Here is a 13,447-nt window from a genome sequence, read left to right as displayed (position 1 = left end):
CTGGCGGCCACCGTTCGGGGGGCGGCAGCCCGATTCGGACACCGGGTGGCCTTCGTGGATCCCGACGGACGCACCCTCAGTTACACCGACCTCGACACGCGTTCCAGCGAAGTAGCGGCCGGGATGTCCGCCGCCGGGGTGACCGTGGGCGATGTGGTGCTGCTGGGCCTACCGTCGGAGTCGGCGTACGTGATTGCCTACGCCGCCGCCGCCAAGATTGGCGCCATCACCGCGGGGGTAAACCCACGCTTGGCACCCCCCGAGCAGGCGGCGGTAGCGCAGGTGGCGGGAGCGGCTCTCACCCTCACCACCGCCCCTGAGGTTGAGGCGCTGCGCCGTTCCGATGCCGTCCCCCCCCTCCCCCCCGACCCCGACCGCCCCGTGGCGTTGGTGTTCACCTCGGGCACCACCGGCACGCCCAAAGGGGCCCTCTTTGGTAACCGGCAACTGGCCGCCATCACCCGCATCGATGGGGCCGATGTCTGGGGCAACCCCGCCACGCCCGTCGCCCATCTGCTGGCGGGCACCCAATTCGCCCACGTGGGCTTCATGACCAAACTGCCGTGGTACCTCCGACTCGGCACCACCACGCACTTGCTGGCGCGCTGGCGCGCCCGCGATGCGTTGGCCTGCATCGCCACCCACCAGATCAGCACCATCGGCGGAGTAGCACCCCAGATCGCCCTGCTTCTCTGCGAGGACCTCGACGCCTACGACCTGAGCGCCGTGAAACATCTGATCATGGGTGGTGCTGCCTCACCACCGGCGCTCGTGCGAGAGGCCAGAGCCCGGTTCCAGGCCGACTACTCGATCCGGTACTCCTCTACCGAGTCGGGCGGCTGTGGCACCGGCACCGCCTTCGACGCGGATGACGACGAAGCCCTCTTCACCGTGGGCCGAGCGAGGGGCGACATCAACATCGCGATCCGCGACGACACCAAGACCCTTCCCGTGGGCGAGGTGGGAGAAGTGTGGCTGCACTCCCCCACCGCCATGACCGGCTATTGGCAGAACCCCGATGCCACCGCCGACGCGCTGAGCGACGGCTGGCTGCGCACTGGCGACCTCGGCCTCATCGATGAGCGGGGTCTCCTGCGCCTGGCGGGACGCCTCACCGACATGTTCATCCGGGGGGGCTACAACGTGTACCCCGCCGAGGTGGAGGCGGTGCTCACCGACCACCCTGCGGTGACCGAGGTGGTGGTGGTGCCGCGACCCGACGCGCTCATGGGGGAACAGGGGGTAGCCATCGTCGTGCCCGTCGACCCCCAACGACCTCCCACCCTGGCGGACCTACGGTCATTTCTCGAGCCCCGGTTGGCTCGCTACAAGTGGCCAGAGGCGCTCCGACTCGTGGCGGAGCTACCCCTCACCCCGATGCACAAGATCGACCGGCGGCACCTCGCCGCCGATGAAGTGGATCATCCCACCGATCAACCCGAGATGGGCTAGGCCAGCCGGCCCTGCAGGTAGGCGGCGCCCCGAGCGGGGTCGCCCACCAGTTCGACGCTGGCGCTCACCAGGCGACTCGGGGGGTCCGCCTCCATCAGATCAAGGCAGCGGGGCGGAGCGGATTCGGCATCCACTTCTCGGCCGAGGGCCACCACCTCATCGAGCAGGGCCCGCTCATCAGCACCGAGCAGGGCGAGATCATCAGACACCAACGCCATACCGCCACTCACCCCCACCGCCAGGGCCCAAGCCCGCATCTGGTCGGGATCCAACCGAGTGCGCGCCGATCGGAGCATGAGGCAGTCGGGGTCATTCAGCCACAGTTGACGGTGCATGAACGAGCGGCTGAGCGTGTTGCGCCACGCGTTGACGGTGGCCGGTTCCCCGCCGAGATGCCCAGCGGGTTGATATTGCTCGGGTTGCGGGTGCCACCACGGCGCCACGTCGGCCCCGATCCGCATACCGTCCACCACCCCCACGGTGGTCCCCAGCGGCGCCCCGCATCCCAAGAGAAACGTGTCCTCGCCCGCTCCGCGCCGCAGCGCATCGAAGCCCGCCCGCACCCGTTGCGCCGGGGTACGGCTGGGATCGGCGTAGCCGCCGGGGATCGACGGCGCGTAGGTGAAATCGAGCTTGATGTACGGGTAGCCAGCCTCCACGAGCGATCGCGCCAGGTGCTCGAGATGGTCCAGCACCTCCGGATTCGAGGTGTCCAGCGTGTGCACCGCACCCCCCCAGTGGTCACTGACCATCCCCACCAGCGGCCGCCCGCTGGGGCGATGCACCGCCAACCAATCCGGGTGAGCCCGGGCGAGTTCGGATGCAGGACCGGCCAAGAAGGGAGCGATCCAAATACCCGGGGTGAGGCCTTCGGTGGCGATGGCGGCGGCCAATCCCTCGATGGGGGTGGGGAACTTGTCGTTGGTGTCCAGCCAGTCGCCGATGGCGGCCTGGAAACCGTCATCGAGTTGGAACACATCGAACGGCCACGCCCCCGCCCGGGCCAGATTGGACCGCAGGTCTGCTTCGGTCACGGCATGGAAATAGTGGTACCAGGAACACCAGCCCACCTGGTAGGCCGCCGTGGTGCGGGCCGAGTCCACCGCCCCCCGCTCGGCGGCCCACGCCGAGAGCAGAGCCGACGGCTCGCCCTCGCCTACCGCCAGGCTGACCTCGTGCAGTTCCTGCCGCTCCCCCGGCCCCAACACCGCCCCCCCGAGAAAGGCTTCGATCCACAACTCGATGTGCTCGCTCCCGTCGCGAGCCGCCCGAACCCGGAAGGTGCCGTCGTGTTCGGACCCCCCGAGGAACCCGGCCACCACTACCGCCCCCCGGTCGTCGCGCAGCGCGGTGACCATCTCACTGCGCAACTCGTCGGGCTCCGCCAGCGCCCAATCGGCGTGGTGCATTCCGATCGGAAGCGAACCAACACCGGTGGCACGCGATCCATCCTCATCCACCCGAAAGGTGGCTACGGCGGTGGGCGACCACGACTGATAGCCGTGGCGGAGCACCCGCAACGGCTCTCGCACCCCCTCGAGCCGCCCCACCACCGCCACCGCGTCTACCGCCACCGGCGCGTCCGAGCGATTGGTGATCGACCAACTGAGCCGGTGCGAGGACCAACACCACTCCACCTCGATGGCATCAACCTCGCCCGAGCGTATGTCCACCCGATCTTCTCGAAACTGCATCCGACTGACCCTAGGGGCTGCGCTAGCCGTCGAGTTCGGTGCCGAGAATCGACACGAAGCTCACCATCTCCCCGGGGTAGCCGCCCAGGTTATGGGTGAGGGCCAAGTGGCGGTCGGTCGTGGTGGCGATCTGACGATCGACGGGCGCCTGATTCCGCAGTTGCAGCCAGGCCTCGAACATCATGCGCAGTCCCGACGCCCCCACCGGATGGCCGAACGACTTGAGGCCGCCATCGGGGTTCACCGGCAAGTCACCGGCCAGATCGAAGGCGCCGGCCTGGATCTCCTGCCACGCCGTGCCGCGTTCGCAAAAGCCGAGGTCCTCCATGAGCACCAACTCGGTGGGGGTGAAGCAGTCGTGCACTTCGGCCATGGCGAGTTCGGTTCGGGGGTTGGTGATGCCAGCCTGGGCGTAGGCATCGCGGGCGCAGGCCACGATCTCGGGGAAGGTGGTGTAGTCGTAGGCGGGATCGGTAAGACCCGAGCCGTTGCCCGCCACGAAGGACAGCGCCTTCACATACAGCGGCGTCTCGGTGTATCGATGGGCATCTTCGGCGCGACACACAATCGCCGCCGCCGCCCCATCGGCCACGCCGGCACAGTCGAACACCGAGAGACCCCCAGCCACATCGGGCATGGCCAGGATTTGCTCCACCGACATCTCACGACGGAACTGCGCCCGCGGGTTGCGGGCGCCGTTGTAGTGATTCTTGGAAGCGATGCGAGCCAGCACCGCCTTCAGTTCCTGGGCATCCACGCCGTACCGGGTGGCGTAGGCGGGCAACACCATCGAGAACATGGCGGCGGCCGTAAGGGTGCGGCCGGTGCCATCGTTGGGCACCGGGAAGGCGTTGAGCCCCTGGTAGCCCGAGTCCTTCACTTTCTCCACGCCCACCGCCATGGCGAGGTCGTAGGCACCCGAGGCCACGGCGTAGGCGGCCTGGCGCAGCGCGTCCGAGCCGGTGGCACACATGTTCTCCACCCGGCTGACGGGCTTGCCCTCGAGTTGCAGCGGCTTCGAGAGCAGCATCCCACTCATGCCCCCTTGGGCCGTGCCCAGCCAGTAGGCGTCCACGTCGTCCTGGTGTACCCCGGCGTCGGCGAAGGCATCGCCGGTGGCTTCCAACAAGAGGTCGTCGAGCCCCTTGTCCCAGTGCTCCGCGAAGCGGGTGCAGCCCATGCCCACGATGGCGACGCGATCCTTGATCCCATGCGAGCCCATCAGGTCATCCGAGCCTTCCAGAAGTAGTTGTGGATGCCATCGGCGGTGAAGAGTTTCCGAAAGGTGGGTTCCACCCGTCCGCCGATGCGCACCTGATCGATGTCGACATCGGTGAGTTCCACCGGTAGTCGTCCACCGCCGTCGAAGTCGACTACCGCGAACACCACCGGGGGGCTGGGCGAGTACGCCAGGCGATCCACGGTAAAGGTCACGATGGTTCCGCTCGCATCGGCCATGGGTACCGCCCCATCGTCGCCGGGCTGGGGCGGGAGATGCACGGGCCCACCCTCGCTCGACGATCCCACGAAGCCAAACTTCCAATCGGCCGAGCGAGCCGCCGCCGAGGCCGACGGGCGAGCCGGCTCCGGACGCCGCGGCGGTTCCACGGGAAGCAGGCCCCGCCAACGCAGGTATGTGCCGTAGGCGATCTCCCCCCCGGCGGCCACCTGCGGGGCCAGCGGCCGAGACGGCGCCCAGGCGGCGAGGGCATCGGTGGTGCGCACCAGCATCACATCGGCGCCGTCGGCCAGAACGATCAAGGCAATGACCTGCCCCGGGCTCGCCACCTCGAGCGCCGCAGTAAGCAGCAAAGCCGGATGGGCGGCGCCGGTATTGCCCACCGTGGCCCCTAAGTCGTCGATGCGGCGCTCCCCCACGGCGAGCTTCTTGGCCAAGGCGGCATTGGCGCGGGTGGAGGTTCCCGTGATGATGATGTGGTCGATCTGATCGGATCTCTGCTCAGCGGCGCCCAACGCTTGTTCCCATGCTGCGACGCCCAGGGGCAGGTAGCGCGTCTCACCGAAGCGTTCCTCCCATGTACGGGAGCGGTCCTCTCCCGGTATGCGCCAACGGTCGAGGAACTCCTCGGTGACACACCCCCACCCGATGACCTCCGCCAGCACCGGTGCCGTGTCGGCATCAGCAATCACCAGTGCGGCTGCACCATCACCAAAGGTGGCTTCATCGGCACCACCCGGCAACCCCGCACGGAGATCGGCGCTCACCACCACCTGAGGACCGGAAGCAGCCAGCGCGGCGCGCAGAGCACCGACGGCCGAGCGCACCGACCCGTTGGCATCGAAGGCGCCGGTTGAGGTCGGCAACCGCAGCGCGGCATGAATGGTTGTGGCGTTTGTCTTGTCGGCGTAGGCCGGGGCCACCGTGGAGAACCACAGTGCCTGCGGCCGCACATCACCCAAGGGCCGCAGCGCGGCGCGGGCGGCTTCCACTCCCATCGTGGTGGTGTCCTCGTCGTAGCCCGCCACGGTCCGGGTACCGCGACCTCCCCCGCCACCGGAGATGGCCGCCATCGTGGTGCGATCGAGGCGACGATGAGGTAGGTAGACGGCGGCACCGACGATTCCGCGGGTTGCCATGCCGCCAGGTTACGACGCTCTCTGACGGGTCGTCACATTTGTCCAGAACCCTCCCACCCGCGGCGCTACCCTGCGGCCATGGCACTCGGGCCGCACTCCATCTTCGAAGTACCGGTGGCGGGCGGGGCGCTGGGGGTGCGGCGCTGGGGCGAGGGCCCCAGGGTAGTGGTGGCAGCCCACGGCATCATCGGTAACCAATGCTCCTGGCAGTCGGTGGCCCGGATGATCGATCCGAGTATCTCCTTGATTGCCCCAGACCTGCGCGGTCGGGGCACGTCCAACACCCTCCCGGCGCCGTTCGGCATGCGAGCGCACGCCGCCGACCTCGTGGCCATCCTCGACCACCTGGGCCTCGAGCAGGCGGTGTTGGTGGGCCATTCGCTGGGGGCCTACGTGGCCACCACGGCGGCCACCGTCAACCCGAACCGCTGGTCGGCGGTGATTCTGGTAGATGGCGGGGTACCCCTCCGACTCCCTCGCCACGTCGATCCCGAATCGCTCTTCCATGGCGTGCTCGGCCCCACCCTGAACCGTCTCGCCCAGACCTTCGCCACCCGCGCCGACCACGATGCGTTCTGGCGGGCGCACCCCGCCCTGGCCGATCCTGGCGCCTGGAACGCCGACACGAAGGCCTGGCTCGACCACGACCTCATCGGCAGCACCGAACCGAATCTGCGGTCTTCCATTTCGATTGAGGCCGTCGGGTTCGACGGGCGAGAACTCCTCACGGACCCCGAAGTACGCGGGGCCTTTCTCACCCTCCCCCAGCGGGCGGTGTTGCTGCGCGCCCCCCGGGGCTTACTCAACCAGGTTCCCCCTCTGCTCCCCGACGAACTTCTCAACCCCTTCCGAGCCACCTGGCCGATCCGTCTCGAGATGCTGGTGGAAAACACCAACCACCACTCGATCCTGCTCGCCCCTCGCGGCGCCAAGGCCATTGCGTCCCACATCGCGGCGTCGTTTCGCTAGCCCCTGCGGCACGCCACTCATCAGGGGGCAGGTTTGGGATCCTTGGCCGGCGGACGCCAGCACAGCGCCAGCAACGCCAGAGCCCCGCCGCCGCCCGCCGCCAGCACGATGAGCAGACCCTCTGCCCCCGGTGGATCGAAGATCTCCAGTTGATGATCGAGCGACCATTCCCCTGCTCCCAACACCCCCAGGGCCAAGCCGGTGAGCGTGAGGGTCATCACGTATTCCCAGCCCTCGCCCGGGCGGAAGATGAAAAAGCCATTCCCGCGGTGGTTGGTGATCCAGGCCACCAACATCACCCCCACCACCGCCGCCCCCGCCAGCGGCATCAGTAGCCCAAGTAACAGCAGGACACCGCCGATGATCTCGGTGATGCTGGCCAGCCAGGCGTGCAGTCGGCCCGGTTTCATCCCGAGGCTGGCGAACCAACGACCCGTCCCTTCGATCTTCCCGCCCCGGAAGATGTGGTTGATGCCGTGGGCCAACATCACCGCTCCTACCCCGCCACGCAGCAGGAGCAGAGCCAAGTTGAACGCGTCGATGTTCTTCACGGCCGGAACGGTACCGGGGCGTCAGTACGCTTGGGGGCCATGCCCAGCTTTTTCGAGACCGCGCGGCGGGCGGCCCTCATCCTGGCGGGCACGGCCGGGCTGATGGCGGTACGCCACGCGACGAGGCCTCAACCGGGGCCGATCGCCTCCGCGAGCCGCACCCGCCGCAATCTGAAGATGGCCGGCCTGGGGGCCCAGGCGGGCCGCCAGTACGCCCTGCACCGGGCCCGGCGAGCGTTCGCCTCGGTGGAACGGCAAGGGGAACTCGACGAGCGATTCGAACTGCAGACGGCCGAATCGATCACCGAAGCCCTCGGCCAGATGAAGGGCGCCATGATGAAGTTGGGGCAAATGGCCAGCTACTTGGACCCGGGCCTGCCCACCCCGGTGCGACAAGCGCTAGCGGAACTGCAACAGAACGCGCCGCCCATGAGCGCCGCTCTGGCCGCCCAGGTCGTGCGCGAAGAACTCGGGAGTGTCCCGACGGAGGTCTTCGCCACGTGGGATCCCCAGCCCATCGCCTCCGCGTCGATCGGTCAGGTGCATCGGGCCATCACGCACGATGGCCGGGCCGTGGTGGTGAAGGTGCAGTACCCCGGGGTGGGGGCGGCGATTCGAGCCGATCTGGATAACGCCGGGATGGTGTTCGGGGCGATGCGGATGCTCTTTCCCAGCCTCGAACCCGAGCCATTGGTGGCCGAACTACGCGAGCGACTGTTGGAGGAACTCGACTACCGACTCGAAGCCGAGAACCAAGCCCTCTTCGCCCGTTTCTACGAGGGGCACCCCTTCATTCATATCCCTGCGGTGCTCCCGGAGTTCTCCACCGAACGGGTGTTGACCACCGAACTGGCGCAGGGGGCGCGCTTCTCGGAGGTGGAGGGTTGGTCCCAGACCGAGCGCGACCTCGCCGCGGAAGCCATCTTCCGTTTCGTGTTCGGCAGCCTCTACCAACTCCACGCCTTCAACGGCGATCCCCACCCCGGCAACTACTTGTTTCGGCCCGGGGGTCATGTGACGTTCCTGGACTTCGGCCTCGTGAAGCGCTTCAGCCCCTCCGAGGTGGACCTGATCGGGGCGATGCTCAAGGCCATGGTTGTGGATCACGACATCGGCACCTACCGCCGCCTGATCGAAGACATCGGCCTGATGAAAGGCGGGGATGCCTTCAGCGATGCCGAGGTGGAGGACTACTTCGGGCACTTCTACGACTTCGTGCGGCACGACGAGGTACGGGCCATCACCGCCGAGTACGCCTCGGAGACCGTGCGCCGGTTCTTCGATGCCAGCAGCCAGTTCGGGCCCATCCTGAAGTCCGCCAACGTTCCGCCTACCTTCGTCATCATTCAACGCATCAACCTCGGCCTCTACGCCATCTTCGGTCAGCTCAACGCCACCGCCAACTGGCGGCGGATCTCCGAGGAGATCTGGCCGTTTGTCCAGGGCCCCCCCTCCACCGAACTGGGCCGACGAGCGGCCGAATGGGCCGCCGCTCGAGCGCCGCGATGACCGAAGTCACCCTGGCCACCTTCAACGTCCATTGGGGGAGAGGGCCGGTGCGCGGCGGGCTCGTTCCGTTCGACGTACCGGCGGCCTGCGCCAACCTCGACGCGGAGGTGATTGTCCTGCAGGAGTCCTGGGCGCCCGATGATGCCCCGAGTCAACACGACGCCACCGCCGCGTTGCTGGGCTGGTCGGTGGTGGCGGCGTCGCTCGGTCGCTCCACCCTCCACCCGCAGCCCGCGGTCATCGGCCCCCCCGGATCCGTGGGCGTGGGCGAGGGCGAATGGGGGGTGGCGGTGCTCTCCCGCTTTCCGATCCTCCGACACCGCCAGATCGATCTCCCGCCGCTGCGTCTCGACAGGGTCCACCGGGCACTGCTGCTGGTCGACCTCGACGTGGACGGCTCTCCCCTCACCGTGATCGGCACCCATTTCAGCCACCTCGAGTTCGGTTCGGCGCGACACGCAGGACCGTTGCGACGAAGCCTCCCCGCCCCTGATCAGGCGGCGGTTCTCCTCGGCGACATGAACATGTGGGGCTGGTGCCTCAGCGCCATTGCCCCGCCCGGCTGGACCCGCATCGGGTCGGGTAACACCTGGCCCGCCCATCGCCCCATCAGTCGCATCGACCATGTGTTGTGCAGCGAGGCGGTAACCGAGGTGTGGAGCGACGTATCGGCCGACCTCGGATCAGACCATCGGGCCGTCCGGGCAAGAATCCGGATCCCGTGACCGTCGGCGTCGTGTTCCTCTGCACGGGCAATGCCGCCCGGTCAGTCATGGCCGGGGCGGCGTTGGAGGCCCACCTCCCGGCCTGGTCGGTGACCACGGCAGGAACCCTCGTGGTGGAGGGCCAACCCATGAGCTGGCGCACGAGGGCCGCCCTCGACCGCGTGGGCCTATCGGCTCCGGCACACCGCAGTCGGCAGGCGTCGCGCCCCGACCTCGAGGCGGCCGCGGTGGTGATCGCCCTAGCCCCCGAGCATGTCCACTGGGTGCGCCGCACGCATCCCGAGGTAGCCAACCGAACCGGCACGCTGCGACGCCTGGCCCGAGACCTGCCCACCGACGATGCCACCCTGGCGGATCGAGTTGGTCGCCTCGGCTTGGCCAGCATCACCGTGGAGGACTGGGAGGAAGTCGTGGATCCCGGAGGCGGTGACGCCGAGCAGTTCGCCGCCTGTGCGCGCGCCATAGTTGATCTGGTGGCCACCCTGGCGATCCGTCTGGAGCAACCGTGACCGGAGCGCGCCCCGCCACCAACACCGACGCTCACCCCGCCCGGGGCCACCGTTCAATGCGGCCGCCGCCATGACCCGGATCCTCACGGAGAACGCCGAGTTCCAACTACTTGAGGCGCTCCGGCACAACCGCCGGAAGCGTGAGCAACGCGGCGAGTTCCTCATCGAGGGGGTACAAGCCATCACTCGGGCTCTCGCCGTCGAGTGGCCGGTGCGGGCCGCCCTTGTGCCGGCGGCAACCCACCGCTCGCCGTGGGCCGAGGATTGCCTGGCGCGGGTGGACACGGTCATCGAGGTACGCGCCGATCTGTTCGCCCGCCTGACGGCGCGGGATGAGCCACCGGAGTTGATGCTTCTCGGCCGCATCCCGGTGCCCGACCTTGCCGCCGTTCCCCACCAAAGCGATGGGGTGGTGGTGGTGCTGGACCGGCCGGGCAATCCCGGCAACCTCGGCACGATCATCCGCACGAGCGATGCGCTCGGCGCGGCCGGGGTGCTCCTCAGCGGACACGGTGCCCACCTCTACGACCCCCAGACAGTGCGGGCCAGCGTGGGGTCGCTCTTTGCCCTGCCCGTAGTGCCCGTGCCGAGCAATGAGGCCCTCATCGACTGGGTGGCGCAATGGCGGACGAAGGCGCCGGTGACCGTCTACGCCACCGACGAACACGGCGAGGTCCCGCTGAGTGGCGCTGTCGTTCTCTCTCGGCCGGCGGTCATCCTTTTGGGCAGCGAGCGCACCGGCCTCTCGACCGCCCTCGCCGCCCTGGCCGATGTGAGCCTGGCCATTCCCATGGCCGGTTCGGCCAGTTCCCTCAACGTGGCGGTGGCGGCTGGAATCGTGCTCCACCACGTGATGAGTAGCCTAGGAGGCCATGGATGATGATGTTCCCGTGACCGAGCTGATCCTCACCACCATCGACGACGGCATTGCGCGCGTCACGATCAACCGGGCCGAGGCCGGCAACTCCCTCACGGCGGAGATGCGCGACCACCTCGCCGAGACCTTCGACGAACTCTCGGCCACCCTCGGGGTGCGAGCCGTGGTCCTCACAGGCGCCGGTGAGAAACATTTCTGCACCGGTGCCGGCCTCGGCGGCGCACAACCGCCGTCGCCGCCTCGCCCTCCCGATGCTCCCGACCGCACCCTCGGCGACATCTCCCGGCTCATCCGACGCGGCTGGCAGCGCCTGGTGATCTCCATCATGGACTGCGAGAAACCGGTGATTGCGGCGGTCAACGGCACGGCGGCGGGGGGCGGAGCCAACCTGGTCCTGGCCTGCGACCTTGTCGTCATGGCCGACCACGCCCGCCTCATCGAGGTGTTCGTCAAACGCGGCATCATTCCCGACGCCGGCGGGGCCTACCTCCTCCCCCGCCTCATTGGCCCCCACCGGGCCAAGGAACTGATGTTCCTCGGCGATGATCTCCCGGCGGCGGAGTGCGAACGGTTCGGCATCGCCAATCGCGTGGTCCCCGCCGCCGGATTGACCGCCGCCGTGGACGATCTCGCCACCCGCTTGGCCCACGGCCCCACCAAGGCCCTCTCGATGACAAAGTGGCTCATCAACCGCAGCCACGAAAGTTCGCGCCACACCGCCTTCGAAGAGGAGGCCTACGCCCAGGAACTAGTGACCTCAACCGCCGACATGGTCGAGGGTATCAAGGCCTTCAGCGAGCGCCGGCTCCCTGATTTCAAAGGCTGGTAGCCCGTCTGTGATGGAGGGGTAAGCCGAGGGTAACACCGCCACCTATCGGCCCTACCTCGATGGCCTGCGGGCCGTGGCGGTGTACCTCGTGGTGCTCTACCACTCCGGCCTGGGCATCTTCCGCCACGGCTTTATCGGCGTTGACATCTTCTTCGTACTCTCCGGCTACCTAGTCACCCAACTGCTCCTTCGCGACATCGCGGCCAACGGCGGCATTCGCCTTCGGCGCTTCTACGCCCGCCGCTCTCGGCGCCTTCTCCCCGCCTCGTTCGTGGTGCTGATCACCACGGCGGTGGTGTTCACCGTCATTGCCACCGCCGCCGAAGTGGCCGAGGCCGCCGACGCCTTCCGAGCGGCGTTTCTCTACGTAGCCAACTGGTATTTCATTCATCAAGCCGCTGACTATTTCGCGGCCGACATCGATCGCAACCCGTTGACCCATTTTTGGTCGCTGGCGGTGGAAGAACAATTTTACCTGGCCTGGCCGCTGCTGCTCGGTGGCCTCTACGCGCTGACGCGTCGGATGCAACGACCGTTGCGGTGGCTCCGGGGCATCATCGCCCTGGCCGGTCTTGCCTCGATGGCCCTGGCGCTTCAGTGGGCTTCGACCAACCTCACCCGGGCCTATTACGGCACCGATACCCGAGCCTACGAACTGCTCGCCGGCGCGTTTCTGGCCCTGACCCCGAGCCTGGTGACGCGGGCCGCCGCACGACCCCGAGCGGCCCAGGTACTGGCGGTCGTCGGACTGGTCGCCGTCGCCGTCCTCACCACTGCCGTCGGGGGCCTGGATCCGATCGGGCGAGGGGTGGTGATCACCGCCGTCACGAGCCTGCTCATCGTCGCGATGGGTGCCGTCCCCGATGGCCTGGTGAGCGGCCTGTTGGCCGGGCGGGGGGCGGTCTACCTCGGGCGCATATCCTACGGCACCTACCTCAGGCACTGGCCGGTCATCATCCTGGTTACCACCAAGTTCACCCTGGCCCCTCCGGCGGTAGCGGGGGTGGCGGTGATTGCTTCCACCGGACTCGCCGCCATCAGTTTCCACCTGCTGGAACAACCAGTGCGGCTGTCACCAACCCTCGACCGCCACCGCTCGGGCGTGATCACGGCGGGCCTGGCCCTCAGCATCGTGGGGGGCCTCGTGCTGGCCCCGAGCATCCTCGCCCGCAAACCCTCCGGGGCCACCCCCCTCGACTGGCGCACCGCCCAACGCGATAATCCCCCCCTGCCGGACTGTCGTCCCGACGCCACCGCTGGGTGCACCGTGGTGGTGGGCTCGGGGAAGCACCTGCTGCTGATGGGCGACAGCAACGCCCGGATGTACATCCCCGCCTTCACCGAAATCGCCCGCCGCCAGGACCTCACCTTGTCGGTGGCGGCGGCCCCCCTGTGTCCGTGGCCACCCGATGTCTTCTTCCTCATCAGTGGTGAGCCGTGTCGCCTGGCGAAAGAGTTCTGGTACGCCCAACTCATCACCGAACTCGATCCTGATGTGATCGTGCTGGCTCAACGCCCAATGGACGACTCCGCCAACCCGGTCGAGCTCTTCACCCCCGAGGGCCGAGTCGTTCCAGGCCCCTCGGCCTTTGACGCCTCGTTGGCGGCAGCCGCCGGCCGGGCGATCGACCGATTCGTGGCCGAGGGCCGCCAGGTCGTGATCATCGAGCCGATCCCGATCGCCCGCAAGGACGACGACCCTCTCCTCTGTCTGTCCAGCGCCGCCAACAACGC

Annotated in this window: 12 protein-coding genes; 8 read left to right on the top strand and 4 right to left on the bottom strand. The window is 68.2% G+C overall.

Going from position 1 to position 13,447, the window contains the following annotated elements; all coding sequences use genetic code 11:
• Window positions 1-1,452, top strand: coding sequence for a long-chain fatty acid--CoA ligase (locus EXQ71_11675; protein MSO88157.1), 1,452 nt, complete (start codon window positions 1-3; stop codon window positions 1,450-1,452).
• On the opposite strand, the gene EXQ71_11670 is transcribed toward EXQ71_11675, so the two are convergent.
• Genes EXQ71_11670 through EXQ71_11660 form a run of 3 tightly spaced genes read right to left on the bottom strand, consistent with a single transcriptional unit; the run spans window position 1,449 to window position 5,744 of the window.
• Complete coding sequence (locus EXQ71_11670) at window positions 1,449-3,146, bottom strand: alpha-galactosidase (GenBank protein ID MSO88156.1); 1,698 nt, start codon at window positions 3,144-3,146, stop codon at window positions 1,449-1,451. The genes EXQ71_11675 and EXQ71_11670 overlap by 4 nt on opposite strands.
• A gap of 22 nt (window positions 3,147-3,168) precedes the next feature.
• The gene (locus EXQ71_11665) at window positions 3,169-4,368 is read right to left on the bottom strand and encodes an acetyl-CoA acetyltransferase (protein ID MSO88155.1); all 1,200 of its coding nucleotides are present in this window, start codon (window positions 4,366-4,368) and stop codon (window positions 3,169-3,171) included.
• The gene (locus EXQ71_11660) at window positions 4,368-5,744 is read right to left on the bottom strand and encodes a hydroxymethylglutaryl-CoA synthase family protein (GenBank protein ID MSO88154.1); all 1,377 of its coding nucleotides are present in this window, start codon (window positions 5,742-5,744) and stop codon (window positions 4,368-4,370) included. Before EXQ71_11660 ends, EXQ71_11665 begins: the two co-directional genes overlap by 1 nt.
• Window positions 5,745-5,822: 78 nt before the next feature.
• On the opposite strand from EXQ71_11660, the gene EXQ71_11655 reads away from it, so the two are divergent.
• Entirely contained in the window at window positions 5,823-6,713 is an 891-nt protein-coding gene (locus EXQ71_11655) for an alpha/beta hydrolase (protein ID MSO88153.1), read from the top strand.
• 20 nt (window positions 6,714-6,733) lie between these two features.
• Here EXQ71_11655 and EXQ71_11650 read toward each other — a convergent pair whose 3' ends face one another.
• Window positions 6,734-7,255, bottom strand: a complete 522-nt coding sequence (locus EXQ71_11650) for a DoxX family protein (GenBank protein MSO88152.1) — start codon at window positions 7,253-7,255, stop codon at window positions 6,734-6,736.
• A gap of 48 nt (window positions 7,256-7,303) precedes the next feature.
• On the opposite strand from EXQ71_11650, the gene EXQ71_11645 reads away from it, so the two are divergent.
• The 6 genes from EXQ71_11645 to EXQ71_11620 all read left to right on the top strand — a co-directional run.
• Window positions 7,304-8,773, top strand: a complete 1,470-nt coding sequence (locus EXQ71_11645) for an AarF/ABC1/UbiB kinase family protein (protein ID MSO88151.1) — start codon at window positions 7,304-7,306, stop codon at window positions 8,771-8,773.
• Window positions 8,746-9,498, top strand: a complete 753-nt coding sequence (locus tag EXQ71_11640; protein MSO88150.1) for a hypothetical protein — start codon at window positions 8,746-8,748, stop codon at window positions 9,496-9,498. Before EXQ71_11645 ends, EXQ71_11640 begins: the two co-directional genes overlap by 28 nt.
• Window positions 9,495-10,007, top strand: coding sequence for a low molecular weight phosphatase family protein (locus EXQ71_11635; protein ID MSO88149.1), 513 nt, complete (start codon window positions 9,495-9,497; stop codon window positions 10,005-10,007). Before EXQ71_11640 ends, EXQ71_11635 begins: the two co-directional genes overlap by 4 nt.
• 70 nt (window positions 10,008-10,077) lie before the next feature.
• Complete coding sequence (locus tag EXQ71_11630; GenBank protein MSO88148.1) at window positions 10,078-10,887, top strand: RNA methyltransferase; 810 nt, start codon at window positions 10,078-10,080, stop codon at window positions 10,885-10,887.
• Window positions 10,880-11,713 carry a hypothetical protein gene (locus EXQ71_11625; GenBank protein MSO88147.1) on the top strand — a complete coding sequence of 278 codons (834 nt, stop codon included), beginning with the start codon at window positions 10,880-10,882 and terminating at the stop codon, window positions 11,711-11,713. Before EXQ71_11630 ends, EXQ71_11625 begins: the two co-directional genes overlap by 8 nt.
• Before the next feature lie 73 nt (window positions 11,714-11,786).
• Window positions 11,787-13,447: acyltransferase (locus EXQ71_11620; protein ID MSO88146.1), on the top strand; the 1,661-nt coding region annotated here is incomplete at its 3' end.

It is taken from the genome of Acidimicrobiia bacterium (genome assembly GCA_009694375.1).
GTDB lineage: Bacteria > Actinomycetota > Acidimicrobiia > Acidimicrobiales > VFJN01 > VFJN01.
This window is presented reverse-complemented; position numbering and strand designations above follow the sequence as displayed.